General features: G+C 63.6%; 25 protein-coding genes and 1 pseudogene. 14 read left to right on the forward strand and 12 right to left on the reverse strand.

Translation table 11 applies throughout. The annotated features are described in order from the left end of the window. The first annotated feature begins 158 nt into the window (after positions 1 to 158). A complete protein-coding gene (locus tag DLM46_RS01205) occupies positions 159 to 1,385 on the forward strand; it encodes an argininosuccinate synthase (RefSeq protein ID WP_115098882.1) in 1,227 nt (408 codons plus the stop codon). 226 nt (positions 1,386 to 1,611) lie between these two features. Here DLM46_RS01205 and murB read toward each other — a convergent pair whose 3' ends face one another. Next, entirely contained in the window at positions 1,612 to 2,652 is a 1,041-nt protein-coding gene (gene murB / locus DLM46_RS01210) for a UDP-N-acetylmuramate dehydrogenase (protein WP_115098883.1), read from the reverse strand. A 172-nt stretch (positions 2,653 to 2,824) separates the two neighbouring features. Between murB and DLM46_RS01215 the strand changes: the two genes are divergently transcribed. Next, positions 2,825 to 3,310: a YajQ family cyclic di-GMP-binding protein gene (locus tag DLM46_RS01215; RefSeq protein ID WP_018421633.1), complete on the forward strand. Its 486-nt coding sequence runs from the start codon at positions 2,825 to 2,827 to the stop codon at positions 3,308 to 3,310. Positions 3,311 to 3,476: 166 nt separating this feature from the next. Here DLM46_RS01215 and plsY read toward each other — a convergent pair whose 3' ends face one another. Beyond that, positions 3,477 to 4,121, reverse strand: a complete 645-nt coding sequence (gene plsY, locus DLM46_RS01220; RefSeq protein ID WP_115098884.1) for a glycerol-3-phosphate 1-O-acyltransferase PlsY — start codon at positions 4,119 to 4,121, stop codon at positions 3,477 to 3,479. A gap of 115 nt (positions 4,122 to 4,236) precedes the next feature. Further along, complete coding sequence (locus DLM46_RS01225) at positions 4,237 to 4,728, reverse strand: aminoacyl-tRNA deacylase (protein ID WP_115098885.1); 492 nt, start codon at positions 4,726 to 4,728, stop codon at positions 4,237 to 4,239. A 140-nt stretch (positions 4,729 to 4,868) separates the two neighbouring features. Here DLM46_RS01225 and DLM46_RS01230 point away from each other — a divergent pair, with 140 nt between their 5' ends. Next, positions 4,869 to 6,431, forward strand: a complete 1,563-nt coding sequence (locus tag DLM46_RS01230; RefSeq protein ID WP_115098886.1) for a class I adenylate-forming enzyme family protein — start codon at positions 4,869 to 4,871, stop codon at positions 6,429 to 6,431. Between the two features lie 42 nt (positions 6,432 to 6,473). Here DLM46_RS01230 and xerD read toward each other — a convergent pair whose 3' ends face one another. The 3 genes from xerD to queG form a co-directional block, all read right to left on the reverse strand. Then, on the reverse strand, positions 6,474 to 7,409 hold the full coding sequence (gene xerD, locus DLM46_RS01235; RefSeq protein WP_115098887.1) for a site-specific tyrosine recombinase XerD: 936 nt from the start codon (positions 7,407 to 7,409) through the stop codon (positions 6,474 to 6,476). Continuing rightward, positions 7,406 to 7,876: a methylated-DNA--[protein]-cysteine S-methyltransferase gene (locus DLM46_RS01240; RefSeq protein WP_115098888.1), complete on the reverse strand. Its 471-nt coding sequence runs from the start codon at positions 7,874 to 7,876 to the stop codon at positions 7,406 to 7,408. The genes xerD and DLM46_RS01240 overlap by 4 nt, the downstream gene beginning before the upstream one ends. Before the next feature lie 119 nt (positions 7,877 to 7,995). Continuing rightward, entirely contained in the window at positions 7,996 to 9,237 is a 1,242-nt protein-coding gene (gene queG / locus DLM46_RS01245; RefSeq protein ID WP_115098889.1) for a tRNA epoxyqueuosine(34) reductase QueG, read from the reverse strand. 17 nt (positions 9,238 to 9,254) lie between these two features. Here queG and tsaE point away from each other — a divergent pair, with 17 nt between their 5' ends. Further along, positions 9,255 to 9,839 carry a tRNA (adenosine(37)-N6)-threonylcarbamoyltransferase complex ATPase subunit type 1 TsaE gene (tsaE, locus tag DLM46_RS01250; protein ID WP_115098890.1) on the forward strand — a complete coding sequence of 195 codons (585 nt, stop codon included), beginning with the start codon at positions 9,255 to 9,257 and terminating at the stop codon, positions 9,837 to 9,839. After that, entirely contained in the window at positions 9,821 to 11,413 is a 1,593-nt protein-coding gene (locus tag DLM46_RS01255; protein WP_115098891.1) for an N-acetylmuramoyl-L-alanine amidase, read from the forward strand. Before tsaE ends, DLM46_RS01255 begins: the two co-directional genes overlap by 19 nt. Positions 11,414 to 11,600: 187 nt before the next feature. Here DLM46_RS01255 and DLM46_RS01260 read toward each other — a convergent pair. Continuing rightward, a pseudogene (locus tag DLM46_RS01260) lies at positions 11,601 to 12,481 on the reverse strand (EamA family transporter). Positions 12,482 to 12,839: 358 nt separating this feature from the next. On the opposite strand from DLM46_RS01260, the gene DLM46_RS01270 reads away from it, so the two are divergent. Continuing rightward, positions 12,840 to 13,715: a pirin family protein gene (locus tag DLM46_RS01270; protein WP_115098893.1), complete on the forward strand. Its 876-nt coding sequence runs from the start codon at positions 12,840 to 12,842 to the stop codon at positions 13,713 to 13,715. A gap of 82 nt (positions 13,716 to 13,797) precedes the next feature. After that, the gene (gene trxA / locus DLM46_RS01275) at positions 13,798 to 14,646 is read left to right on the forward strand and encodes a thioredoxin (protein ID WP_115098894.1); all 849 of its coding nucleotides are present in this window, start codon (positions 13,798 to 13,800) and stop codon (positions 14,644 to 14,646) included. 174 nt (positions 14,647 to 14,820) lie between these two features. Here the strand turns inward: trxA and tcdA are convergent, their stop codons facing one another. Then, on the reverse strand, positions 14,821 to 15,675 hold the full coding sequence (gene tcdA, locus DLM46_RS01280) for a tRNA cyclic N6-threonylcarbamoyladenosine(37) synthase TcdA (protein WP_115098895.1): 855 nt from the start codon (positions 15,673 to 15,675) through the stop codon (positions 14,821 to 14,823). Between the two features lie 214 nt (positions 15,676 to 15,889). Here tcdA and pdxH point away from each other — a divergent pair, with 214 nt between their 5' ends. The 3 genes from pdxH to DLM46_RS01295 all read left to right on the forward strand — a co-directional run bounded on the left by pdxH (position 15,890) and on the right by DLM46_RS01295 (position 19,467). Further along, complete coding sequence (pdxH, locus tag DLM46_RS01285; protein WP_115098896.1) at positions 15,890 to 16,531, forward strand: pyridoxamine 5'-phosphate oxidase; 642 nt, start codon at positions 15,890 to 15,892, stop codon at positions 16,529 to 16,531. A gap of 146 nt (positions 16,532 to 16,677) precedes the next feature. Continuing rightward, positions 16,678 to 17,892, forward strand: a complete 1,215-nt coding sequence (locus DLM46_RS01290) for an SAM-dependent methyltransferase (protein WP_115098897.1) — start codon at positions 16,678 to 16,680, stop codon at positions 17,890 to 17,892. A 105-nt stretch (positions 17,893 to 17,997) separates the two neighbouring features. Continuing rightward, positions 17,998 to 19,467 (forward strand): DUF72 domain-containing protein, encoded by a 1,470-nt coding sequence (locus DLM46_RS01295; RefSeq protein WP_115098898.1) that lies wholly within the window; start codon positions 17,998 to 18,000, stop codon positions 19,465 to 19,467. Between the two features lie 105 nt (positions 19,468 to 19,572). On the opposite strand, the gene msrA is transcribed toward DLM46_RS01295, so the two are convergent. After that, on the reverse strand, positions 19,573 to 20,121 hold the full coding sequence (gene msrA, locus DLM46_RS01300) for a peptide-methionine (S)-S-oxide reductase MsrA (protein WP_115098899.1): 549 nt from the start codon (positions 20,119 to 20,121) through the stop codon (positions 19,573 to 19,575). A gap of 280 nt (positions 20,122 to 20,401) precedes the next feature. On the opposite strand from msrA, the gene DLM46_RS01305 reads away from it, so the two are divergent. Further along, on the forward strand, positions 20,402 to 20,911 hold the full coding sequence (locus tag DLM46_RS01305; RefSeq protein ID WP_115098900.1) for a flavin reductase family protein: 510 nt from the start codon (positions 20,402 to 20,404) through the stop codon (positions 20,909 to 20,911). Between the two features lie 49 nt (positions 20,912 to 20,960). Here the strand turns inward: DLM46_RS01305 and DLM46_RS01310 are convergent, their stop codons facing one another. Next, positions 20,961 to 21,470, reverse strand: a complete 510-nt coding sequence (locus DLM46_RS01310; protein ID WP_115098901.1) for an Lrp/AsnC family transcriptional regulator — start codon at positions 21,468 to 21,470, stop codon at positions 20,961 to 20,963. A gap of 130 nt (positions 21,471 to 21,600) precedes the next feature. Between DLM46_RS01310 and kynB the strand changes: the two genes are divergently transcribed. The 3 genes from kynB to kynA are packed head-to-tail and all read left to right on the forward strand — an operon-like array spanning position 21,601 to position 24,476. Further along, positions 21,601 to 22,263 (forward strand): arylformamidase, encoded by a 663-nt coding sequence (kynB, locus tag DLM46_RS01315; protein ID WP_115098902.1) that lies wholly within the window; start codon positions 21,601 to 21,603, stop codon positions 22,261 to 22,263. A 28-nt stretch (positions 22,264 to 22,291) separates the two neighbouring features. Continuing rightward, positions 22,292 to 23,542, forward strand: coding sequence for a kynureninase (gene kynU, locus DLM46_RS01320; protein ID WP_115098903.1), 1,251 nt, complete (start codon positions 22,292 to 22,294; stop codon positions 23,540 to 23,542). Positions 23,543 to 23,552: 10 nt separating this feature from the next. Beyond that, positions 23,553 to 24,476, forward strand: coding sequence for a tryptophan 2,3-dioxygenase (gene kynA / locus DLM46_RS01325; RefSeq protein ID WP_115098904.1), 924 nt, complete (start codon positions 23,553 to 23,555; stop codon positions 24,474 to 24,476). Positions 24,477 to 24,599: 123 nt separating this feature from the next. On the opposite strand, the gene DLM46_RS01330 is transcribed toward kynA, so the two are convergent. Together DLM46_RS01330 and DLM46_RS01335 are read right to left on the reverse strand one after the other, a co-directional pair. After that, the gene (locus DLM46_RS01330; RefSeq protein WP_115098905.1) at positions 24,600 to 25,337 is read right to left on the reverse strand and encodes an SDR family oxidoreductase; all 738 of its coding nucleotides are present in this window, start codon (positions 25,335 to 25,337) and stop codon (positions 24,600 to 24,602) included. Then, positions 25,334 to 26,878: an FGGY-family carbohydrate kinase gene (locus DLM46_RS01335; protein ID WP_115098906.1), complete on the reverse strand. Its 1,545-nt coding sequence runs from the start codon at positions 26,876 to 26,878 to the stop codon at positions 25,334 to 25,336. The genes DLM46_RS01330 and DLM46_RS01335 overlap by 4 nt, the downstream gene beginning before the upstream one ends. Position 26,879 lies beyond the last annotated feature (1 nt).

Below are 26,879 nucleotides of genomic sequence, written 5' to 3' on the forward strand. Positions count from 1 at the left end.
TCCAGCCGAGGTCTGCGGTCGCAAGCGGACCCGGCTACACCGCCGTACCATCCCAAAAACGCGGACACCCGGCGGTTTAGTGTCAAAATAGTGTTTTCCCGCGCTCCGGAACGCCCGGCGTGCCCTGTTTTTCCGCTTTCTCCAGCTACGAGTTCACCATGAGCGATATCAAGAAAGTCGTGCTCGCCTATTCGGGCGGCCTCGACACCTCCGTCATCCTGAAGTGGTTGCAGGACAACTACGACGCCGAAGTCGTCACGTTTACGGCCGACATCGGCCAGGGCGAAGAGCTGGAACCGGCGCGCAAGAAAGCCCTGCAACTCGGCATCAAGCAGGACAACATCTTCATCGAAGACCTGCGCGAAGAGTTCGTGCGCGATTTCGTGTTCCCGATGTTCCGCGCCAACACGATCTACGAAGGCGAGTACCTGCTGGGCACGTCGATCGCGCGTCCGCTGATCGCCAAGCGTCAGATCGAGATCGCCCGCGCAACCGGCGCGCAAGCGGTGTCGCACGGCGCAACCGGCAAAGGCAATGACCAGGTTCGCTTCGAACTCGGCTACTACGCGCTTGAACCGGGCATCAAGGTGATCGCACCGTGGCGCGAATGGGATCTGCTGTCGCGCGAAAAGCTGCTCGCGTACGCCGAAAAGGCCGGCATTCCGATCGAAATGAAGCACAAGCAAGGCGGCGCGCCGTATTCGATGGACGCGAACCTGCTCCACATCTCGTTCGAAGGCCGTCACCTTGAAGATCCGAAGGCCGAAGCCGAGCCGGAAATGTGGCGCTGGACGGTGTCGCCGGAACAGGCGCCGGATCAGGCTGAATACATCGACATCGAATACGAGCACGGCGATCCGGTTGCGATCAATGGCAAGCGTTTGTCGGCGGCTGACATGCTGACCGAACTGAACCGTTTGGGCGGCAAGCATGGTATCGGCCGTCTGGACCTGGTGGAAAACCGTTACGTCGGCATGAAGTCGCGCGGCTGTTACGAAACGCCGGGCGGGACGATCATGCTGAAGGCGCACCGCGGTATCGAGTCGATCACGCTCGACCGTGAAGTAGCCCACCTGAAGGACGACCTGATGGCTCGTTACGCGTCGCTGATTTATAACGGTTACTGGTGGAGCCCGGAGCGCCGTGCGATCCAGGTGCTGATCGACCATACGCAGGAGAAGGTCAACGGCTGGGTGCGTGTGAAGCTGTACAAGGGCAGCGTGTCGGTTGTCGCTCGCGATTCGAAGGAAACGCTGTTCGACAAGACTATCGCCACGTTCGACGACGACGGCGGCGCGTACAACCAGGCCGACGCTGGCGGATTCATCAAGCTGAACGCACTGCGCATGCGGATTGCAGAAAACGCACGTCGTCAGCGCAGCTGAGGACGTGCGTTTCGGTGCAGGCTAACTTCGCGCCAGCGAAGTTAAGCGCCGAAGGCGCGGCCGGAACCAAAACGCCCCGTCAGCGCAGCTGAGGACGTGCGTTTCGGTGCAGGCTAACTTCGCGCCAGCGAAGTTAAGCGCCGAAATCAAAACACACAAGTAAGAAAGGCGCCGGGAGGAAACTCCCGGCGCCTTTATCTTTACGCCATCCGCTCAGCTCAAGCCGTCACAAACAAACCGGCTCCGCGTCCAGCTCAACCCCAAACCGCGTCAGCACATCCTCCTGAATCGCTCGCGCCAGCGCCAACACCTCCGCGCCGCTCGCGCCGCCGCGATTCACCAGCACCAGCGCCTGCCTCTCGTGCACGGCCGCAGCGCCCATCGCACGGCCCTTCCAGCCGCATCGATCGATCAACCAGCCCGCTGCAAGCTTCACCCGGCCATCCGGCTGCGGGTAGGACACGAGCTCCGGCTCCTGCGCCTTCAGCGCTTCGAACTGCGCCACCTCGACCACTGGATTCTTGAAGAAACTCCCCGCGTTGCCGAGTTGCAGCGGGTCGGGCAGCTTGGCGCGCCGAACCGCGACCACCGCATCGAAGATCGCGCGCGCAGTGGGCCGCGCGTCGCCTTGGCCGCTCGCGGCGAGTTCGCGCGCAATATCCGCATACCCGGCCCGCGGTGTCCAAACCTTCGGCAGGCGGAACGTGACCGAGGTAATCACGAAACGGTCACGCCCTTCCCGCTTGAAAAAACTGTCGCGATAACCGAACCGGCACGCCGTAGCGTCGAGTTCGACGGCCTCGCCAGTCGCCAACTCCACCGCCCGCAGCGACGCAAAACGCTCGCACATCTCCAGCCCATACGCGCCGATGTTCTGGATCGGCGCTGCCCCCACCGTGCCCGGAATAAGCGCAAGGTTCTCCAACCCGGGCAATCCTTGCGCCAAAGTCCATGCGACGAAGTCATGCCACGGCTCGCCGGCGGCCGCCTCGACATACCAGGCGTCGTTGTCCTCGCGAACGAGACGGCGGCCTTGCAACGCGACCAGCAAAACCAGCCCGCCAACGTCGCCAGTCAGCACGATATTGCTGCCGCCGCCCAGCACCAGCCGCGGCAAACCCGCCGCACGCGGATCACGCACGGCCGCCATCAGCTGCGCTTCGCGTTCGATCCGGCACGCAAACTGCGCACGAACATCGAAGCCGAAAGTGTTATGGGCCTTCAGCGGATAGCCGGCAATAAAGGTGGCGGAATCGGATTGGAACATCAGAATGAGAAGAATGAAACGACATCTGGCCCCGGCCGCGCGACAATGCGCGGCAGCCTTGGGCAAAAGGGAGTGGCGTCGGTAAAATGACGTCCGGTCCGTGATTATAGCGAGTGCCCCGTGCGCAGCCGTCCGGCCGCGTCACGCACCGCAGCACTATTGGGAGAAAGCAATGCCATCGTTCGACGTCGTCTGCGAAGCGAACATGATCGAAGTCAAGAACGCGATCGAGCAGTCCAACAAGGAAATTTCAACCCGCTTCGACTTCAAAGGGTCGGACGCGCGCGTCGAACACAAGGAAAACGAAATCACGGCCTACGCGGACGACGACTTCAAGCTCGGCCAGGTGAAAGACGTGCTGTTGTCGAAAATGGCCAAGCGCAACGTGGATGTGCGCTTCCTCGACTACGGCAAGATCGAGAAGATCGGCGGCGACAAGGTCAAGCAGGTCATCAAGATCAAGAAGGGCGTGTCCGGCGATCTGTCGAAGAAAATCGTGCGCCTCGTGAAGGACAGCAAGATCAAGGTGCAGGCGAGCATTCAGGGTGACGCGGTGCGTATCACCGGCGCCAAGCGCGACGATCTGCAAAGCGTGATCGCGATGCTGCGCAAGGACGTGACCGACACGCCGCTCGACTTCAACAACTTCCGCGACTAAATCCCGCTCCCGGCGCGCCAACGCGGCGGCCGGGCCAAGGCGCTCCGCCGGTAGGCGCGCCTTGAAGGCACAACTCAGCGGCGTAATCTAACGGCGTGACTCGAGGCTAGCGGCGTGACTTAGCGGCGTGACTCGAGGCGTGACCGGAGGCGCAACGCCCAGCCCCTCAAAGATCGTTGCCCGCCGCCGTGCTCGCTGCCGAGTCGGCCTTTTTCTTGTCGCCGATGCGGCTTTCCTGACCGCGCATCAGCTTGACGATGTTGCCGCGGTGCCGCCACACCAGCAGCGAGCTCATCACGACGATGGCCAGCGCGATGATGTGCGGCCCGAACAGAAAGCCGTCGAAGAGCGGTGCGAACACCGCTGCGGCCAATGCAGCCAGCGACGAATAGCGCGTGAAGAACGCCACGATCAGCCACGTCAGCAAGGTCGCGAGGCCGAGAATCGGGTTGATCGCGAGCAGCACGCCCGCCGCGGTCGCGACGCCCTTGCCGCCCTTGAAGCGGAAGAAGATCGGATACAGGTGACCGAGGAACACGGCGACCGACGCGATCGCCACCGAGGTGTCGTCGAGCCCGTAACGTGCGCCGAAGTGCACGACGAACCACACCGGCAGCCAGCCTTTGAACGCATCGCCGATCAGGGTGAGAATCGCGGCCTTCTTGCTGCCGCTGCGCAGCACGTTGGTGGCGCCCGGATTGCCCGAGCCGTACGAGCGCGGGTCATCCAGCCCCATCGCTGCGCTCACGATCACGGCAAACGACACCGAACCGATCAGGTAGGCAACGACAGCAACGATCAGGTTTTGCATCTGGGACTCTTATATAAGGATCGGCGGTCTGAAACTCGATACCCCAACCGCAACAGGGAACGAAACGGCGCACATTCTACCGAACCCGCCCGCCCGGAAAACATTCAGGCAAACGTCAATCGACGCTCGCGCATTGCACCGGCCTCGCCGCCAGCAATTCGGTCACGACCGCGGGCGCAATGCTGACCAGAAAGCCGCGCCGCCCGCCGTTCAACCACACCCGATCCAGTTCCAGAATCGTGGACTCCACGTACACCGGCATCTGCTTGCGCGTGCCGAACGGCGAGGTGCCGCCGATCAGATAACCGGAATGCCGGTTCGCCACCTCGGGCTTGCACGGCTCGACGCGTTTCGCGCCGATCTGCCGCGCGAGGTTCTTGGTGCTGACGGTACGGTCGCCGTGCATCAACACGATCAGCGGCCTCGCGTGCTCGTCTTCCATTACCAGGGTCTTGACGACGTGATGTTCGTCCACACCGAGCTGGCGCGCCGATTCCCCCGTGCCGCCGTGCTCGACATAATCGTAAGGATGTTCGCCGAAGGTGACGCCGTGACGGCGCAAAAACTGCGTCGCGGGCGTTTCGGAGACGTGTCTGGATTTGCTCATCGGCGCATTGTAAAGGCGAGTTTGCGCAACGGCTATTGGCCGTTCGGCCAATTGTGCGGGCTCGGCGGCTGTGGCACGATCGTTCGAAAATCTTCCGGCGCAACGCATGCCGGGCATCACACCGTTTTCTGGAGACAGCCTTGAGCCTCGCTTCGTCCACCCGTCATGCCGTCGATATTCCCGCGCTGCTGGCCGCGTTGCCCGCGCGTATCGCCGATATTCCCGCGCTCGCGGCCGCGCGCGATCCGCAGCACGTCGCCTTGATCGAGGATGCGCGCCGTCTCACCAGTGCGCAACTGCGGGAAGCCGTCGACGCCGCTGCCGCGCTGCTGCGCGAATGGGGCGTGCGCGGCGGCGATCGCGTGATGATCGTCGCGGAAAACAGCATCGTGCAGATCGTGCTGCTGTTTGCAACCGCGAGGCTCGATGCGTGGGCACTGGTGTCGAACGCACGCCTGTCCGCTACCGAACTCGATACGATCCGTGCACACGCGCAGCCTCGCGTGGTCGCGTATGCGGTCGAAAGCTCGGCCGATGCGCAACAGCACGCGCAGCGCCATCAAGCCCGCCAGGCGCCCGCCATCACGCCGGATATCGGTGCATGGTCCTACGCGGTGGACGACACCGTGAAAGCGGAACCGGTCGAATCCGCCGGCGAGCGCCAATGCGCCGCGCTGATCTACACCACCGGCACAACCGGCGCGCCGAAGGGCGTGATGCTGTCGCACCGCAATCTGCTGTTCATCGCGGCCGTGTCGAGCCGCCTGCGCCAAGTCGGTCCGGACGACGTCGTGTACGCCGTGCTGCCGATCTCGCACGTGTATGGCTTCGCATCGGTTTGCCTCGGCAGTCTGCACGCCGGCGCGACGCTGCGCCTCGCGCCGCGTTTCGCGCCGGAAGCCGTGCGCCGCGCGCTCGCCGAAGAGCGCGTGTCGATCTTCCAGGGCGTCCCGGCCATGCACGCGAAACTGCTCGAACATTTGCAGACCCACGGTCACGCATGGTCCGCGCCACATCTGCGCTTTGCCTATTCGGGCGGCTCGCCGCTCGACGCCGCGCTGAAAGCGCAGGTGGAAAGCGTCTACGGCCTGCCGCTGCACAACGGCTACGGCATGACCGAAAGCAGCCCGACCATTTCACACACCATGCTCGATGCACCGCGCAGCGACTGCTCGGTCGGCGAGGTCATTCCGGGGGTCGAGGTGCGGTTCGTCGGGCTCGACGGCATCGAAGCAGCACCGGGCGCGACCGGCGAGCTGTGGGTGCGCGGACCGAACGTGATGCTCGGCTATTACCGCAACCCGGAGCAAACTCGCGCAACCGTCACCGCCGAGGGCTGGCTCAGGACCGGCGATCTGGCGCGCCAGGACGCGGACGGCGCGTTGCATATCGTCGGGCGCAGCAAGGAGTTGATCATCCGCTCGGGTTTTAACGTCTACCCGGCCGAGGTCGAGCATGTGTTGAACGCGCATCCGGAGGTCGTGCAATCGGCGGTGATCGGACGCGCGGTCGAAGGCAACGAGGAGGTGGTCGCATTCGTCGAATTGACGGCGAGCGCCAAAGTGACGCCCGCAGAACTGATCGCGTGGTGCGGCGCACGTCTCGCGCCGTATAAGCGTCCTGCCGAAGTGAAAGTGCTCGCTGCCCTGCCGGCGGCATCGACGGGCAAGATTCTCAAGCACCGGCTGCGCGAGCTCGTCTAACGCAACGGCAACGATGATGGCAACCGTGACAGCAAGCGCCGATTACCCCCGCGGATGATGCTGCGCGTGCAGCGACTTCAAGCGCTCACGGGCCACGTGCGTATAGATCTGCGTGGTCGAGATATCGGTATGGCCGAGCAGCAGTTGCACGACACGCAGGTCGGCGCCGTGGTTCAGCAAGTGCGTTGCAAACGCGTGCCGCAGCGTGTGCGGCGACAGCGGCGCGTGCACATCGGCCGCCGCGGCGTGCCGCTTGATGATGTTCCAGAACTGCTGACGCGTCATGCCCTCGGCGCGCGTCGTGACGAATAGCGCGTCGGCCGCGCGAGCGCCCAGCAACGCCGGCCGCGCTTCGCGCAGATAACGCTCGAGCCAGCCGTGCGCCTCTTCGCCGAACGGAATCAGGCGCTCTTTCGAGCCCTTGCCCATCACGCGCACCACGCCTTCGTTCAGCCCGATTTCCACCGTCTTCAGCGTGACGAGTTCGGTGACGCGCAAACCGCTCGCGTACATCAGTTCGAGCATCGTGCGGTCGCGCAGTCCCAGCGGCGTGCCGATATCGGGAGCGCCGAGCAGCGCTTCGACCTGCGCTTCGGTGAGAGTCGAAGGAAAACGCGGCGGTTGTTTGGCCGAGCGGATGCGCAGCGTCGGATCGACATTCGCCCGATGCTCGCGCACCGCCCAGCCATAGTAACGGCGGAACACCGAGAGCCGCCGGTTCGCCGAAGTCGATTTGTCTTTCTGACGTGCCGCGCTATAGGCGGTGAGATCGGCTTCGCCGGCGGTATCGAGCGATTTGTTGCGGGTCTGGGCGAGCCATTCGCAAAAAAGCCGCAGATCGCGGCGGTATGCGTCGAGCGTGTTGCGCGACAGACCGTGCTCGAGCCACAACGCGTCGCAGAAAGCGTCGATCGACGCCGAGCTCGCCAGAAACAGGGGGGACGCGGCGGGCGCGTCGTCAGTCAGTGTGTCGCTCATGCGTAGGGAATGCCTTCATGCGCCAGGAGCCAGCGCTTGACGTTGCGAAAGAAGCCGTCTTCGGCGTGATTCGCAAAGCCGCCGATGCCGCTCGAGCTCACCACCCGGTGACACGGAATCACGATCGGAAAATAGTTGGCGCCGCACGCCTGCCCCACCGCACGCGGCGCGCTGCCCACTTGCTTCGCCAATTGCCCGTAGGTCAGCACGACGCCGGGCGGGATGCCGCTGATCGCCTGCCAGACGCGTTTCTGAAACGCGGTGCCGATCGGCGCGAGCGGCAATTCGAACTTGGCGGACGCCCGCTCGAAATAACGCTCGATCTGCTCGACGGCCCGCTTCGCCAACGGCGTGTCCGGCGCGACATTCTGCATCGACTCCGGCAGATAGACGATCGCGCGCACCGCGCCGCCTTCGATGCGGATGCCGACCTTGCCGAACGGCGCATCGATCACTGCGTTGAACATGGTTGCTTGCCTCATGACTGGCACGGTGTTCCAGGTTCCAGGGTAGCGTACCTGCATGGGCTGCAGGCGCTCCAGAAGAAACCAACCAGGAACAGACGCCCCATCGGAATGCCGCTACTTTACGCCGCTTCCAACGCCCATTCCACATGCTCGCGCACCAGCGCGGAAGGGTCGCCGGTGCGCGAGCGCAACGCGGCCACAATTGCCGCGCGCGCATCTTCGCTCAAGCTTTCACGCGGCGCGCGCAGCGCATTGCCCATCCCCACCGCCAGATTGCGCAGCCAACACTCATAGCCGATGCGGCGAATCGCACTGCCCTGCATGCGCGTATCGAACTCGTCCGCACTCCACCCGAACAGCTCGACCAGCGTCGCGCGATCGAGCCCGTGCCGCACGTCGAAATCGGCGACCGGCGCGGCCTGCGCGAACTTGTTCCATGGACACACGAGCTGACAATCGTCGCAGCCATATACACGATTGCCGATCAGCGGCCGCAATTCCAGGGGAATACTGCCCTTCAGTTCAATCGTCAGATATGAAATGCACAAGCGCGCGTCGACCTTATATGGCGCAACGATCGCGCCGGTCGGACACGCGGAGATGCAGCGCGTGCAACTGCCGCAGTGCGAACCCGGGGTTTCGGGTGCCTGTTCGGGCGCGGTGTCGGCATCCGTGGGCAACGGCACATCGACATAGATTTCGCCGAGAAAGAACAGCGAACCGGCGTCGCGTTGCAGCAGCAGCGTGTGCTTGCCGCGCCAGCCGATACCCGCCTTCTGCGCGAGTTCGACTTCCAGCACCGGCGCGGAATCGGTGAACACGCGATAGCCGAACGCGCCGATCTCCGCTTCGATTTTGTCGGCCAGATGTTGCAAACGGTTGCGCATCACCTTGTGATAATCGCGGCCCCGCGCATAGATCGACACCACTGCGGCCGACGGGTCCGCGAGCCGCGCATGTTCGGCGGCGCGCCAGTTTTGCGGCACCGGCGCCGCATCGGACAGCGTGCTTTCGGCCGCCTTTGCGCCCGGCATCTGCGTGGGCAAATAGGCGATGCGGGCGGTAATCACACGTCGCGTGCCGGCCACAAGCTCGGCGGGCCGCGCACGTTTCATCCCGTGTTTCGCCATATAATCCATCTCGCCGTGGCAACCCGCCTCCAGCCATGCTGCAAGCGGCGCTTCGGCAGCGGAGAGATCGGTATCGCTAATGCCGATCGCCCCGAAACCCAGTTCACGGCCCCATGTTTTGATGCGTCGCGCGAGCGCTTCCAGCGCCGCTTCATCGAAATGACGCACAGCACGCGCATCGTCAGCGGACGCAGGCGTGCGGGAAACGGGGGACTTCGGACTTCGGTTCATCACGCCATTTTACGAGAATGCCCGTCAATTCCGATCTCGCGATCCAACCGCCCGCCGATGTCCTGCTCGAACGCACTTTCGCGCTCGCGGACGAAGCCGCCACCCACGCATTCGGCGCGCGGTTCGCGCAGGCGATCGAAAGCGTGCGCGCAATGCTGCAACAAGCGCGGCAACACACGCCGGAGGCCAAGGGTGATGGGACATTCCACGGACTGCAAGTACAGCTCATCGGCGACCTCGGCGCCGGCAAGACCACGCTCGTGCGCGCGACCTTGCGCGGCCTCGGCCACACCGGCCGCGTGCGCAGTCCGACGTACACACTCGTCGAACCGTATGTGCTCGAGCGAGCCGCAGGGGAACTCGCGCTCTATCACTTCGATCTGTACAGATTCACCGATCCGGCCGAATGGGCCGACGCGGGCTTTCGCGAGTACTTCGACCGCGGCGCGATCTGCCTCGTCGAATGGCCGCAACGCGCGGGGCGGCTCCTCGGCTTGCCGGACCTCGTCTTCTCGCTCGAGCTGGACAGCGAGGGCGACGGCCGGGTGCTCGTCGCACGGGCATACAGCGAATCAGGAAAGGCATGTCTCGAAAGATGTTGATCAAACCGTTCCGCTCGATCGAATCGGCGGCTACCGCAACGCATAACTGGCGGCGCCGCCAGATTCTGCGCGCGGGCGCCTCCACGCTGGTGCTCGGCCTCGTTGCGCCGCGTCTCGCGCGAGCCAGTTCCGTGCTCGGCGTGCGCGTCTGGCCGGCGCGGGATTACACGCGCGTGACGATCGAATCGGATCAGCCTTTGCAAAACACCCAGCATCTGCTGCAAGGCCCGGACCGGCTGGTGGTCGATCTGAACGGCCTCGATCTCGATCAGGCGCTCAGGGATCTGGTGTCGAAGATCACGCCGAACGATCCGCAGATTCAATCGGTGCGCGTCGGCCAATATCAGCCGCATGTCGTGCGGATGGTGTTCGACCTGAAGGGTTCGGTAAAGCCGCAGGTGTTCACGCTGACGCCGGTCGGCACGTACAAGTACCGGCTCGTGTTCGACCTGTACCCCGCCGTCGCGCCCGATCCGCTGATGGATCTGCTCGCGCAGACCGAGCGCAAGGAACAGAGCCTGAACGAAAACAGCGCACCGCCGGCCACGCTGAACGGTCCCGGCGCCACGCCGCCCACCGCCGACAACAGCGAAGCGTTCTTCGAGCGCTACGCGCAGAACGGCAGCAGCGGGTCCGCGTCCGGCGTGCCGCGTCCGCCGGTGCACATCTCGCCGACACCCGCGCCCGTTCCGCCGATGCTGGGCAAGCCCGCAGCGCCGGCTACGCCAGCTGCGCCGCCTACCGCAATTGCCCGCAATAAAGGAGCCAACAGCGCAGGCAACAGCGGCGGCATCAATGGCGGCGACAGCGACGGCGACGATACCTACGCGTTCACCGCGCCCAAATCCGGCAAGAGCAACACCGTGCGTCTCCTGACTGTCGCGATCGACCCTGGCCACGGCGGCGAAGACCCGGGCGCGATCGGCGGCTCGGGTACGTACGAGAAACACGTCGCACTCGACATCGCCAAGAAGCTGCGCGCGAAGATCGATGCGCAGCCGAACATGCGCGCAATGATGACGCGAGACGCCGACTTCTTCGTGCCGCTCAATGTGCGCGTGCAGAAAGCACGGCGTGTCGGCGCGGACCTGTTCGTGTCGATCCACGCCGACGCATTCACCACGCCCGAAGCGAAGGGCTCGTCGGTATTCGCGTTGTCGGAGCACGGCGCGTCGAGCGCGGCCGCACGCTGGATGGCGAACAAGGAGAACTCGTCGGACCAGATCGGCGGGATCAACATCAAATCGGCCGACGCGACCGTCAACCGCGCGCTGTTCGATATGTCGACCACCGCGCAGATTCGCGATTCGATGCGCTACGGCGACTTCGTGCTGAAGGAAATCGGCGGCATCAACAAGCTGCATAAGGGTTCGGTCGAACAGGCGGGGTTCGCGGTGCTGAAGGCGCCGGACATTCCGTCGATCCTTGTGGAGACCGCCTTCATCAGCAATCCGGACGAAGAGCGGCGCCTGAACGATGACGCCTATCGCGACAAGATGGCCGATGCGATCATGAGCGGCATCAAGCGTTATTTCGCTGCAAATCCGCCGTTGGCGAAAAACCGCATGACTTGATGCCCGGCGTGTCATCGCGTGTCACCGCGCTGCGCGATGACACGTCACGACTCGCTCGATGGAAAAAAAGCCGCTCGATATGAACCGACCCCGCCAGGTTGGACACCGGTCCAACTTTTGGGGTGCAGTTCACGCATTCAATGAAAACGCGGCTGTTTTTTTCAACTGCGTCACGATGCACTGGCGATCAGCGTGCCGGCGATAATAGTTGCACGACCCGGCCGCGAACACATTCACCGCCAGCCCCGCCATCACCAGCAGCGCGCCGACGACCTGCGCAGCGGACAACCGCTCGTCAAGCAACAGCGACGCCGACGCCAGCCCGACAATCGGCACCAGCAGCGAAAACGGCGCCACCTGGCTCGCCGGATAGCGCGACAACAGCCTGCTCCACAAGCCGTAACCGAGCAGCGTCGCGATGAACGCGAGGTACACCACCGCGAAGATCGACGTAGCGCCGATGCCTGACAACGCCGTGACGATCCGCTGCGGCCCCTCGAATGCATACGAGAGCGCGAAAAACGGCAACGGCGGAATCAGACTGCCCCACACCACCAGCCCGACCAGATCGACATTGCCGAGCTTCTTGGTGACGATGTTGCCGAGCGCCCAGCAACACGCGGCGCACAGCGTGAGGACGAAGCCGGCGAGCGTCATTGCGTGGCCGCCTTGCAGGCCGATCACCGCGAGGCCGCCCGCCGCGATCAGCAGACCGGCGACGTTCGATACGCGAAAGCGCTCGCGCAGAACCAGCGCTGCGAATATCAGCGTGAAAAACGCCTGCGCCTGCAACACGAGCGAAGCGAGCCCGGCCGGCATGCCGACATACATCGCCGAGAACAGAAAAGCGAACTGGCCGAACGAGATGGTCGCGCCGTATGCGAGCAACCAGCGCCACGGCATCTGCGGCCGCTTGACGAAAAACACCGCGGGCACCGCCGCGAGCGTGAAGCGCAACGCGCCGAGCAGCATCGGCGGTACGCCATGCAGCCCCACCTTGATCACGACGAAATTGACGCCCCACGCGATGACGACGACCAGCGCGAGCAGTAGGTCCCTGGGCGACATCCCAGTCTCCATTTAATTGTTGAATCTGGCAGTTTAGCTGAGCCGGACGCGTCGAGCGCTTGCGCGCGTTGCGGATTCACGGAACGCTTGTTCGCTGGGGCGTTGAATCGCCGCATCGCCGCATCGCCGCATCGCCGTATCGCCGTATCGCCGTATCGCCGTATCGCCGTATCGCCATCGCCATCGCCGCACCGCGGGACCGCCAACCGCCGAACCGCTGGTTCGCTGGATCGCTGGATCGCTGGATCGCCGAGCCGCCAGAACAGCGGAACACCGCAAACCGCAGCATTTACCGCACCGCAGTAGAATCGTTCATTGAGCAAAACCCCCAAGCCACCCTTCCCAGCCGAGCCTGTCCATGACCTCTTCGATCAAAGCAGTCCTCAAGCCGCATCTGCGCGACGTCGGCAATCTCACCGTGCGGCGTGTATTGCCGGCAATGGCGGCGCGCCTGATCGGCCCGTTCATTTTCTTCGACCACATGGGCCCCGCGACGCTCGAACCCGGTGTGGGTCTCGACGTGCGGCCGCACCCGCACATCGGCCTCGCGACCGTCACGTATCTGTTCGAAGGCGCGATCATGCATCGCGACAGCCTCGGCTCGGAGCAGAAGATCGTCCCCGGCGACGTCAACTGGATGACCGCCGGCCGCGGCATCGTCCATTCCGAGCGCACGCCGCCCGAAGACCGTGCGAGCGGCCACACGATGCACGGGATCCAGACGTGGGTCGCGCTGCCGCTCGCCGACGAAGACACCGAACCGTCCTTCACCCACCACGCGGCGGATACGTTGCCGGTGGTCGAGCGCAACGGCGTCACGCTGCGCGTCATCGCCGGCACGGCGTTCGGCGAAACCTCGCCGGTGGCGACATTTTCAGGCACGCTCTATGTCGCCGCACAGTTCGCGCCGGGCGGCGCCTTCGCGCTCGAACCGGAGCACGAAGAGCGCGGCGTCTATCTGGCGGACGGCGATCTGGAGATCGACGGCACGCCGCTCGAAGCAGGCCAGATGGCCGTGCTGGCGCTCGACGAAACCGTCACGCTCGCCAGCACCCACGGCGCGCGCGTGATGCTGCTCGGCGGCGAGAAACTGGACGGCGAGCGCTTTATCGAGTGGAATTTCGTCGCCAGTTCGCGGGAAAAGATCGAGGCCGCCAAGACCGCCTGGACGAATCAGGAAATGGGCAAGGTGCCGGGCGAAACCGAATGGATTCCGCTGCCGGTGCGCAAATGAGCGCGCATGAGCGCAAGGTGCGTTGAAATCGCGGTGCTCGGCCCCAACTAAATCAATAATCCGTTTTATCGACGAGGACGCAATGGACACCACTCTGGCCACTTTCGAAAAAGACGTCATTACCGCGTCAACGCTGGCCCCCGTACTGGTCGATTTCTGGGCGCCGTGGTGCGGCCCCTGCAAGACGCTCGGCCCGATGCTGGAAAAACTCGAAGCCGAAGCCGCCGGGAAATGGAAGCTGGTGAAGGTGAACGTCGACGAGAATCAGGAACTGGCGGCGCACTTTCAGGTGCGCAGCATTCCGCACGTCATGGCGTTTGCCGACGGCCGGCCGGTCGATCAGTTCGTCGGCGTGCTGCCGGAAGGTCAGCTGCGCGAGTTTCTCGACCGGCTCGTGCCGCAAGGCGCGGATGTGGCGCTCATGGAAGCGCAGGCCGCGCTCGCCGAAGGTCGCCGCGAAGACGCATACGAAGCGCTGCAAGCCGCGCTCGCCTACGATCCAGGCTTCGACGAAGCGCGCATGAACTTGATCGAACTGCTGCTGGAAGACAATCGGATCGACGAAGCCCGCAATGAAGTCGACTTGCTGTCGTCGAAAACCACCCAAGGCACGGACCCGCGCTTCAACGCGATCAAGACCCGCCTCGACGCCGTGGATGCCGCGGTAGATCTGCCGCCCACCGACGCACTCGAAGCCCGCGTGGCCGCGGACCCGGCCGATCTCGAAGCACGCTTCGATCTGGCTAGCGCGCTGATCGCCCGCCGCAATTACGCGGGCGCACTCGAGCACCTGCTGGCGATCGTGCAGCGTGATCGCACGTTCCGCGACGACATCGGCCGCAAGACGATGCTCTCGGTGTTCGATCTCGCGGCGCACCAGCCGGAGCTGGTATCGCAGTGGCGGCGCAAGCTGAGCGCGTCGCTGTTTTAATGGTGTGGCGTGTTCAGGTGCGGCCCGTTTGATTGATGCGCCGCGCCTGAACCTGCCTCCGCCTCATGGCCGTTTTGACTGCCGCTTCAACCCCAGCTTCAACTCGTCTTTAACAGAGCGCCCTTAACGAAACGCATTTACCAGAGCGCATTTGTCAGAGCGCACTCAGCAGATCTATCCCGCCTGTTTCGCCAACGCCCGCAACACATGCGCGGCCGCCGCAAAACCGAAACTCGCGGTCACACAGACGCTCGAACCGAACCCCGCGCAATTCAGACCGACCGGCCCCGTATGTCCCGGCGACGTGCTCACGTGCTGGGCTTGCTCATCGATATCGCAGACGGCTGCTTCCGGATAGATCAGAGGCTCGTCTGAATACACCGCGCTCACCTTGAACTTCGCTTTCGGACCTCGCGGAAAACCGTGCTGTTTGCGCAGTTGTCCACGCACTTTCGACAGCAACGGGTCCTGGATCGTCAGCGCTAGATCGTCTATGCGAATGCGCGTGGGGTCCAGTTGGCCGCCCGCGCCGCCCACCGTGATCAACGGCAGCTGCTTCTCGACACACCAGGCGATCAACGCGGTTTTCGTGCGTACGCTGTCGATCGCATCGATCACGTAATCAAAATCGCCGCCAAGCGTCGACGCGAAATTATCCGGCTCGACGAAGTCTTCCACCAGCCGCACATCGCAAGACGGATTGATCGCCCCGATGCGTTCAGCCATCGCTTCGACCTTCGGTTTTCCGTAGTTGCCGTCGAGCGCGTGGATCTGTCGGTTAGTGTTGCTCTCGGCGACATTGTCGAGATCGATCAGCGTCAGCGTGCCAACCGCGCTGCGCGCGAGAGCCTCCGCGACCCACGAGCCGACTCCGCCGATGCCGATCACCGCGACGTGCGCACGCTCGAACGCAGCGAGCGCCGGCGCGCCGTACAGCCGGGCGATACCGCCGAAGCGCCGCGCGCGATCGGCGGTTTCACTCCCGTCGAGGCTGGTAGTAAGATCAAATTGCGTGGTGGCGCTGGGCATGATGGAAGGCTCGTTGAAAAGCAGGCAAACAGAACGTGGCAACGCTCAGTAACGACACTCAGTGACGACACTGCGGCGTTCGCAGTCGTATTTTGCCTGATCGCGCTCAAACGCATTGCGCGCGCCGACTGGCGGCGCCAAACCTTGACCAGCCCGCGCGCAAAAATTTCGCTCCTTAGCTATACTGGCCGGACTGTAGCGTTCGCATAAGAAAATGACCACCCTCGCCGAACTTCGAAAAAATTATTCGCTTGGTTCGTTGGACATTGCCGATGTCGACCGCAACCCGTTCCGTCAATTCGAAGCGTGGTTCGCACAAGCGGTCGAAGCCCAACTGCCCGAGCCGAATACGATGACACTGGCCACGGTCGACTCGCGCGGCCGGCCGTCAGCGCGCATCGTCCTGATCAAGGGCGTCGACGAGCGCGGCTTTGTGTTCTTCACCAACTACGAAAGCCGCAAGGGCCGCGAACTCGCCGCCAATCCGTATGCGAGTCTGCTGTTCTACTGGATCGAGCTCGAACGCCAGGTGCGGATCGAAGGCCGCGTCGTCAAGACCAGCGCGGAAGAAAGCGACGCGTATTTCGCGTCGCGCCCGCTCGGTTCCCGTATCGGTGCATGGGCATCGAATCAAAGTCAGGTAATTGAAAGCCGCTCGCAACTCGAAACGCGCGAACGCGAAATCAGCCTGCAATACGGCGACCAACCGCCGCGCCCGCCGCATTGGGGCGGCTATCGTCTGGTACCCGAAGCAATCGAATTCTGGCAAGGCCGTCCGTCGCGTTTGCACGACCGCCTGCTCTACACGCGTTCAAGCGAAAGCAGCGGCTGGCATATCGCACGCCTGTCGCCTTGAACCGGAACACGACGCCTCCGGGCGCGCGGCCTACCAGGGCGCGCGCGAGAGAGGCGCGGAGCGCGCCACTTCGCGGCATAAGAATCACGCGGTGAGCGGCGGTCCACACAGGCTTTGCTTTAATTCAATGGACACGGAGAAATCACATGTTCTGGGAGAAGAAGCTGGCGCAGTGGGTGGAAGACGTAAAAACCAGGGCGAATCTGCCGGCGCGCCTTGTGCTGTGGGACGGCCAGCAACATGACTTCGGGCAGTTTGCCGCGCCCCAGGTCACGCTGCACGTGAAGAGCGCCACGGCGCTGCCCTACCTGCTCGAACCGAGCCTCGACAATCTCGGCGAGGCCTATGTGAAGGGCAAGATCGACATCGAAGGCAAGCTGTCGGACATCATCAACATCAGCTATTCGCTCGCACGCAGCACGGTCACCAGCGCCAGCAAGCTGGCGCGCGTGCGGCGCTACTTCAATCACTCGAAGTCGTCGGACAAGAAGGCGATCCAGTATCACTACGACGTCTCGAACGAGTTCTACAAGCTGTGGCTCGACGAGAACATGGTGTACTCGTGCGCGTACTTCGAGAACGGCAATGAAGATCTCGCCACCGCGCAGATCAGGAAAATCGACCACATCCTCACCAAAATCCAGTTGCAGCCCGGGCAGCGCCTGCTCGATATCGGCTGCGGCTGGGGCGCGCTGGTGCTGCGCGCGGCGCAGAAATTCGGCGCGAAGTGCGTGGGCGTGACGCTGTCGCAAAACCAGTTCGATCTCGCCACCGCGCGCGTGAAAGCCGCGGGCCTCGAAGGCCAGATCGAGATTCGTCTGCAGGATTACCGCGACGTCGAAGGGCAATTCGATCGCATCACCAGCGTCGGCATGTTCGAGCACGTCGGCCGCAAGAATCTGCCGGGCTACTTCCAGAAGATCCGCGATCTGCTCGTCGACGACGGCATCGTGATGAATCACGGCATCACGTCGAGTGATTCCGACAGCGGCGAAACCGCGCTCGGCGGCGGCGAGTTCATCGACCGCTACGTGTTCCCGGACGGCGAACTGCCGCACATCAGCCTCGCGCTGGAAGCGATGCAGCGTGGCGGGCTCGAGGCGGTTGACGTCGAAAGTTTGCGCCGTCACTATGCGCACACGCTGAATATCTGGGCGGAAAACTTCGAGACACACGCGGAAGAAGCCCGCAAGCTGGTCGACGACGAAAAATTCCGCATCTGGCGCGTGTATCTCGCAGGCTGCGCGTACGCGTTCGAAAACGACGACGTCTCGATCTACCAGGTGGTGTGCCGCAAAGCCGGCCGCAGTGCGAAAACCTTGCCGTGGTCGCGCCGCTACATGTACGACAAGCCGCTGTGATACCGTTGCGCCGCGGCGACGTGCCGAATCCAGGTACATCTGGGCACGTGAGGGGTACGTGAGCGGCAGCCACGGCGCAAACTTTAAACAGCAGGTCGAACATCGATGGATCAGAGCGGGACGAGCGGAGTTGAACAATCCTTGAATGTCGAGCACGGCGAGAACGCCGAAGCCGTGCAGTTCGATCTGTTTGGGATGCCGGTGGAGCATACGGCGGCATCGGCGGCATCGGCGACGCCTGCTGCCGCGGGCACGCCGCAGCGCCCGCGTGCCGGAGCCGCGACCGCGACCGCAACCGCAACCGCAACCTCAGCAAGCGAAACGCCTTCCGATACAGAGCAGTCTGATCGGCGGCGCCAGCCGCGTGCAAAAGCAGGCGGCGCCGTCACGCTCTGGCAGGAAGAGGACGCGCGAGACATCACCGCCGAGCCAGACTCCGCCGCCTCGCCGGCCCCTGCCGACGCCCCCAGAAAACGCCGCGCCCGCGACGTCGTGGCCGCCCCGCCCTCCGCCGAACTGCTCGCCCTTGCCGCGCAACTGCCGCCGCAGGTCCATCTCGGCACCTCGACATGGTCGTTTCCGGGTTGGAACGGCATCGTCTACGGCGACAAATACAGCAACAGCAAACTCTCGCGCGACGGTCTCAGCGCCTACGGCGCACATCCGCTTCTGAAGACCGTCAGCATCGACCGGTCGTTTTACCAGGCGCTGACGGTCACCGAATACTTGCGCTACGCACAGCAAGTGCCGGAACAGTTCCGCTTCATCGTCAAAGCGCCGATGACGATCACCGACGCCACCGTTCGCGCCGAACGCGGCGAGCCGGTCTCGCTGAACCCATGCTTTCTGAATGCGCAAATGGCGATCGACGAGTTCGTGACGCCTTGCCTCGAAGGCCTCGGCGCGAAGGCCGGCGCGCTGGTGTTCCAGCTCTCGCCGTTGCCGGATCAGATGCTCGCGCAGCCGGCCGTGTTCATCGAACGCCTGGCCGAATTCCTGACGGCGTTGCCGACGCTGCCGGCAGGCACTTGCTACGCGATCGAAATCCGCGACGCGAGTTTGCTGACGCCGCGCTTTATCCGCACGCTGAAAGCGGCGGGCGTAAGGTATTGCGTGGGGATTCATGCGCGCATGCCTGACCCGCTGCGCCAGGCGGCTGCGCTCGCGCTGCTCGACCGCGAGCCGGCCGGCCCGCTGATCGTGCGCTGGAGTCTGCACAGCGGCTTCAAATACGAGCAAGCGAAGGCCAAGTACGAGCCGTTCAACCAGCTCGTCGACCAGGACCCGTCCACCCGCGCCGCGCTCGCCGAACTGGCCGCGCGCTACGCGCTGGCCGGCCAGCCGGTGGTGATCGCGGTCAACAACAAGGCGGAAGGTTCGGCGCCGTTAAGCTGCGTGGAACTGGCGCGCGCGATCATCGAAGCTTACGCGCGCCTCGCTCATGAGCATGAGCACGAGCCGCATCCGCAGCAAGACCCGCAGCGGGACGAGCATGCGCTGCATCCGCTGGCAGACCCGCAGCCGGACCAGCATGAGTACTTCGAAGGCGAAGGCCAGCTCAGCAGGCAAGGCTGAGCAGCACTGCACGTGCAAACGGCAAACGGCCGACGGCCAGGCAAGCAGCGGCTCACCGAGCCACCGCCCATGCCGTCCCTCGACTTGAACGGCTAGCCGCGCCGCTCAGCTCGCCCTGATCCGATGCGCGAACTTCTGACGAAACTTCGCGACCTTCGGCGCCACCACGAACGAGCAGTACCCCTGATTCGGATGTTGCGCGAAGTAGTTCTGGTGATAAGCCTCGGCCGGCCAGTAGTTGCCGTCGAGCGGCAGCACCTGGGTGACGATCTGGCCGTCGTAGATCCCTTCGGCGCCGATCTCGCGAATCGCCTGCAACGCCGTTTCGCGCTGCGCGTCGGAGTTCGTGAAGATCACCGAGCGGTATTGCGTGCCGACGTCGTTGCCCTGCCGGTTCAACTGGGTCGGATCGTGGATCGCGAAGAAAATGTCGAGAATCTCGCGATAACTGATCTTCGCCGGATCGAAATCGACGTTGACGACTTCCGCGTGACCGGTCTCGCCGTCGCAGACCTGCTCGTAGCTCGGATGCCGCGTCTGGCCGCCCGCATAGCCCGATTCCACCGAGTTCACGCCCTCGACGCCCAGATACACCGCTTCGAGGCACCAGAAACACCCGCCACCGAGGGTGGCGACTTCGCCTGTCTGACTCATGCTGCTCGCTCCTTGATTCTCATGGTCGGCCGATGCCGGTTGGTCGCCCGCCGCTCGCTCGATATCTGCTTGCCCGCAACACTCGTACCGCAATCGAGAATTTCCAGCTTAGCGGTTTTTCCACTCAACGGCAGAGGTCGCGGCCAGTCCGCCGCGATTGCAGTTAAAATTGGGACAAATCGACGATTTTCACTATGACTTTCGAATCATTTGTTTCCGGCCACGCGCACGATGAGTTCACCCGGGAGCTCTCCCGGCTTGCACCGAAGGCTGCCGTCCGATGAAGCGCGCCAGCCCGCCTAATTTCGACCAGGCCGCCTTCAAACAGGCGCTCGGCCAATTCGCCACAGGCGTCACCGTGATCACCACGCGCGCGGCGTCCGGCCAGCTGATCGGCATCACCGCCAGCTCGTTCAATTCGGTCTCGCTCAATCCGCCGCTGGTGTTGTGGAGCCTCGCGACACGCTCGGCGTCGATGCCGGTGTTCCAGGCGAACAGTCATTATGTCGTCAACGTGTTGGCCGCTTCCCAGCTCGATCTGTGCAAGCGGTTCGCCACGGTGAAGGGCGACCGCTTCGAAGGCGTGTCGCATGCCGAAGGCGACACCGGCATGCCGGTGCTCGACGGTGCGCTCGCGTGGTTCGAATGTCATAACCGCAGCCGCTACGAAGAAGGCGACCACGTGATTTTCGTCGGCGAGGTGGAACGCTGCGGCGTGCACGAGAACGCCGCGGAAATCGCGCCGCTGATCTTCCAGAACGGCCAGTTCCACGGACTCAAATCGATCTGACCGCCACGCCGCCACGCCGCCGCGTTTCACGGGCAACGGGCGGCCTGATTCAGTTATGCGGCGCGTTATGGCCGCTGGTTTTCGTCACTAGCGACACCGGCACGCCCGAATCTTCCTTCAGTGTCTGCAGCACGATATTCGAGCGAATATCCATCACACCCGGCGCCTTATACAGGCGTTGCAGCACGAAATCCGAATAGTGTTTGAGATTGTGCGCGAGCACCCGCAGCAGATAGTGGGTCTCGCCGGTCACGACAAACGCGCCGACCACCTCCGGCCAATCCCGCAGCGCTTCCGCAAAGCGCTCGTGCCAGTTCTGCTGGTCGTTGCGCATCGACACCTGCACGAACGCCTCCAGTTCGAAACCCAGCACCTCGCGGTTCAGACAGGCGCGGTAATGCTCGATGACGCCCTGCTCTTCCAGCAGACGCAGGCGCCGTAGACACGCCGACGGCGACAGCGAGATGCGCTCCGCCAGGTCGAGATTGCTGATCCGTCCTTCTTGCTGAAGCACCGTCAAGATACGGCAATCGGTGGCGTCGAGCGAGATCGCGTTCATATTCGGTCTCCCTTTCCCGTTTGCCTCAAATTATGTTCCAAGACAAGGCGAAGAAGGAGATTTTTTCGCAATCACATTTCGCGACAAGCCGCCTATCATTCCCCAATAGACACCTCTAACCGCTGCAGACATGGACACACTCTGGGATATCACCCCCGCCGTCGATACCGCGACGCCGGTCTGGCCAGGCGACACGCCGGTCGGCATCGAGCGCGTGTGGCGCATGGAGGCGGGCTCGCCCGTCAACGTCGCGCGGCTGACGCTGTCGCCGCACACCGGCGCCCACACCGACGCGCCGCTGCACTATGACGCCGAAGGCGCTGCGATCGGCGAGGTCCCGCTCGATGCTTACCTTGGACGCTGCCGCGTGATTCATTGCATCGGCGCTTCGCCCGTTGTGACGCCACAACACCTGGCCGGCTCGCTCGGCGATCTGCCGCCGCGCGTCTTACTGCGCACGTACAACAACGCACCGACCATCGCCTGGGACAGCGCGTTCTGCGCGGTCGCGCCGGAGACCATCGACTTGCTGGCGGCCCGCGGCGTGAAGCTGATCGGTATCGACACGCCGTCGCTCGATCCGCAGGAATCGAAGACGATGGACGCGCATCAGCGGATTCGCGCGCATCGGATGGCGATCCTCGAAGGCATCGTGCTGGACGCCGTTGCGCCCGGCGACTACGAACTGATCGCGCTGCCGCTCAAGCTGACCACGCTCGATGCGAGCCCTGTGCGCGCCGTGCTGCGCGCCTTGCCCGAGTCGCTGTCCACCGCGTTGCCCGACTCTCTCTGATCATTCAGATCTCTCTGACTGGACCACCATGAACCACCGTGACGAAGCACTGGCGCTCGACCGCGCCGACCCGCTCGCCGCCCTGCGCGACCAGTTCGCGCTGTCGCCGGCGACCATCTATCTGGACGGCAACTCGCTCGGCGTGCCGCCGGCCGCCGCCGCTCAGCGCGCGCAGACCGTGATCGGCGCCGAATGGGGCGAAGGCCTGATCCGCAGCTGGAACACCGCCGGCTGGTTCGCGTTGCCGCGCCGCCTCGGCAACAAGCTCGCGCCGCTGATCGGCGCGGCCGACAACGAAGTGGTCGTCACCGATACGATTTCGATCAACCTCTTCAAGCTGCTCTCGGCCGCCGTGCGCGTGGCCAACGCGCGCGATCCGAAGCGCCGCGTGATCGTCTCCGAGCGTTCGAATTTCCCGACCGATCTGTACATCGCGCAAGGGTTGATCGAACAGCTCGACCGCGGCTACGAATTGCGCCTCGTCGACGACCCGTCCGAGTTGCCCGCCGCAATCGGCGACGACACGGCCATCGCGATGATCACGCACGTGAACTACCGCACCGGTTACATGCACGACATGGCCGCGTTGACGAAACTGATTCACGACAAGGGCGCGCTCGCGCTGTGGGACCTCGCGCATTCGGCGGGCGCGGTGCCGGTCGATCTGAACGGCGTTGGCGCCGACTACGCGGTGGGCTGCACGTATAAGTATCTGAACGGCGGTCCGGGTTCGCCGGCCTTCGTGTGGGTGCCGCAGCGTCATCAGAACGAGTTTGCGCAGCCGTTGTCCGGCTGGTGGGGACATCGCGCGCCGTTCAGGATGGACCCGGCATATCAGCCCGACGACGGCATCGGCCGGTTCCTGTGCGGCACGCAGCCGATGGTGTCGATGGCGCTGGTCGAATGCGGACTCGACGTGTTCCTGCAAACCGACATGCAGGCGGTCCGCAAGAAGTCGCTGGCGCTGACCGATCTGTTCATCGAACTGGTCGAAGCGCGTTGCGGCGAGTTTCCGCTCACGCTCGTGACGCCGCGCGAGCATGCGCAGCGCGGCTCGCATGCGAGCTTCGAGCATCCGCATGGTTACGAGGTGATGCAAGCGTTGATCGCGCGCGGCGTGATCGGCGACTATCGCGAGCCGCACGTGTTGCGCTTCGGATTTACGCCGCTGTATACGCGCTTTGTCGATGTGTGGGATGCGGTGGAAACGCTGCGCGACGTGCTGACGCAAGAGAGCTGGCGGGCACCTGAATTTGCCGCGCGCGGCGCTGTGACCTGAGGAGCACGCAATGACCGATCACATGCAAACCCCTGGTCTGCCGGAAGAGAAACCGGCGCAGGGTTGCCCGTTTGGGCATGGCGGCGGTGCGGCGGGTGCGGGTGCTGCTTCCGGCGAAGGCTGGCACGACGCGCAGCTCGATTTTTCGGAGTCGATGAGTTACGGCGATTATCTGTCGCTCGGGACGGTGCTCAATGCGCAGCATCCGCTGTCGCCGGATCACAATGAGATGTTGTTCATCATTCAGCATCAGACGAGCGAACTGTGGATGAAGCTCGCGCTGTATGAATTGCGCGCGGCGCTGAAGGCGGTGCATCGTGACGAGTTGCCGCCGGCGTTCAAGATGCTGGCGCGGGTCTCGCGGATCATGGAGCAGCTCGTGCAGGCATGGAGTGTTCTCGCAACGATGACGCCGTCCGAGTACACGGCGATGCGGCCTTACCTCGGCAGCTCCTCCGGGTTTCAGTCTTATCAGTATCGGCAGATCGAGTTTTTGCTGGGGAACAAGAATGAGCAGATGCTCAAGCCGCATGCGCATCGGGCTGAGGTTTTGGCCGAGGTGAAAGCCTCGCTGGAGGCGCCTTCCTTTTATGATGAAGTCGTTCGGTTGCTGGCGCGCCGCGGGTTTGCCATTTCACCTTCCAGGTTGGAGAGGGATTGGACGCAGCCTACTACTCATGATGCTTCCGTCGAGGCCGCCTGGCTCGAGGTCTATCGGAATCCTGCCCAGCATTGGGAGCTGTACGAGATGGCCGAGGAGCTCGTCGATCTCGAAGATGCTTTTCGCCAATGGCGGTTCCGGCACGTGACCACCGTGGAGAGGATTATTGGGTTTAAACAGGGCACTGGCGGCACCAGCGGGGCGCCTTATCTGCGCAAGATGCTGGATGTGGTGTTGTTTCCTGAGCTTTGGCACGTGAGAACGATGTTGTAGGTGTTGATGCTTGCCTGCACGGCGCGGTGGGTTGTACGCCTGCGGCTCTGGCCTTCTTTTTATCGTTGTGTGCCCGCGGCCAACGCCGCGGGCACACAAGCAACCCGCCGGGAGGGCAAAAAATCACCTGGCGGTATACCCGCCGTCGATTGGCAAACAAACCCCACTAATCATGGAAGCCGCCTCACTGAGCAAAAACGCAACCGGCATTGCCACTTCAAAAGGCTCGGCAAACCGCCGCAAAGGAACAGCCATCAAAGCGGGCTCCCTCCTGGCAGGATCACTCCATGCCTGCACCGCCATAGGCGTCAACGTAACCGTCGGGTTAACGCTATTGACCCGAATCCCGAAAGGCCCTAACTCGATACACAAAGACCGGGTAACAGCATCGAGCGCCGCCTTGGAAGCCGAATAACTCAAATGATCGTCCAGCGCCACAAGCGCGGCCTGACTGGAAACATTCACCATGCTGCCAGCGCGCCTGGCCGCGATCATCCCGCGCGCGACGTGCCGCGCAACCAGCACCGCGCCACGCGCATTCACCGCCATCACACGATCAAAACTAGCCCCGGTGGTATCCACCGCGCGCTCGAGCAAAGCAATCCCCGCACAATTCACCAGCCCGTCAACCGCATTGAGCGATCCCAGCGCTTCGTCAATAGCGGCTTCATCGCTCACGTCGAGCACCAGCGGCTCGCAGCCCGTCTCCTCAGCCAATCGCGCGAGCTCGTGCACGTTCCGCGCCGCCGCAATCACACTCGCGCCACTGGCGCACAGGACCTCGACGGTCGCTCGCCCAATCCCGCTCGATGCGCCCGTCACAAGAATCGAGCGGCCGGAAAAATCGAAAGTTGCGTTCATGATGTCTGCAACCGATGCATCACCGGTTTCAACGCGGGATACAAATCCGTATAAACGCCAAAACGCTGCTCATAGAGAACCATCCGCGCGGCGTCCGGTTGCGCGCGCCCGATCAACGTCACCCACCCGCCTTGCGCCTCTTCACGCGAAATCAACCCGACGCCCACCGCGGCCAGCAACGCCGCCCCCATCGCCGCCTCCACTTCCTGTTCGATCGTGTAGACCGGATAGCCGGTGATGTCGGCAATGATCTGCATCCACAGATCCGAATGCGCAGCGCCGCCGACCACGATCAATTTGTCGTCGAGCGATTGCGCGCCTTTGCGCCCCGCTTCGATGTTGTGCTTCAACGCGAACGACACGCCCTCGAGCACCGCTCGATACAGATGCGCTCGCGTGTGGAACAAGCTCAAGCCGACGAACGCGCCGCTTGCCGCGGCATCCCATACAGGACTGCGCTCGCCCATCAGATACGGCAAAAACAGCACGCCGTCGGCACCCGCCGGAATCCCGGAAGCCGCTTCTTCGAGCAAACGATGCGGATCGCCGTGCGGCGTCGCGCGCGCGGCTTCAGTCTCCGCATGACAGAACTGCTCGCGATACCACGTCACCGATGCACCGGCCGTAATCGCGCCGCCGAAAATGTAGATGTCGCGCTGGCCGTTGAACACATGCGGCATGCTGATCAAACCATACCTCGCATCGACGCTCTGATTGATATAGCCCCAGCACATGCTGGTGCCGATCATCGCCACGTGCTGCCCCGCGCGCGTCACACCCGCGGCGAACGTCGCCACCGCCGCATCGACGCCGCCCGCGACGATCGCCGTCCCCGCTTCGAGTCCCAGCTGTTCGGTCCACTGCGACAGCAAACCGCCCACTACATCCGACGATTCCACCAGCCGCTCCGGCATCATCGTCGCGGGAATCCCGAGCATATCGAGCGCTTCGTCGGACCAGTCACGCTTCGCGATGTCGTAGATGCCACCGATGTTGCCCGCCGAACTATGGTCGACGGCCACTTCGCCGGTCAGCCTGTAGGTCACGTACGCATTGGGTGGCAGGAAGTAACGCGTATGCGCCCACACGTCCGGCTCGTGATCGCGCAGCCACAACATCTTCGTGTAGCCGTAATAGCTGTCCACGCCGTTGCCGGTGATCGTATGGAGCCGTTCGAGATCGACGTTGGTGCGCACCCATTCGACCTGGTCGGTCGCACGCCGGTCCATCCAGATCAGACACGGATAAAGCGGCCGCATGTCGCTATCGACCGGAATGCCCGAGCCGCCGTACAGACTGCTCACGCATACCGCCTTGATCGACTTCGCCGCGACGCCCGCCTCTTGCGCCTTTCGCACGCACGCGGCGATGCACTCCACCACCGCCTTCAACCACACCGCCGGCCATTGCTCGGCCCATCGCGGCTTGGGCGTATCCGGCTGATAGCTCGACGCATGCTGCGCGACAATCGCGCCGTGCTGATCGACCAGCAGCGCCTTGGTGCTCTGCGTGCCGATATCGACGCCGATGACGTAGTCCATA

The organism is Paraburkholderia lacunae, assembly GCF_003353175.1.
Lineage (GTDB): Bacteria > Pseudomonadota > Gammaproteobacteria > Burkholderiales > Burkholderiaceae > Paraburkholderia > Paraburkholderia lacunae.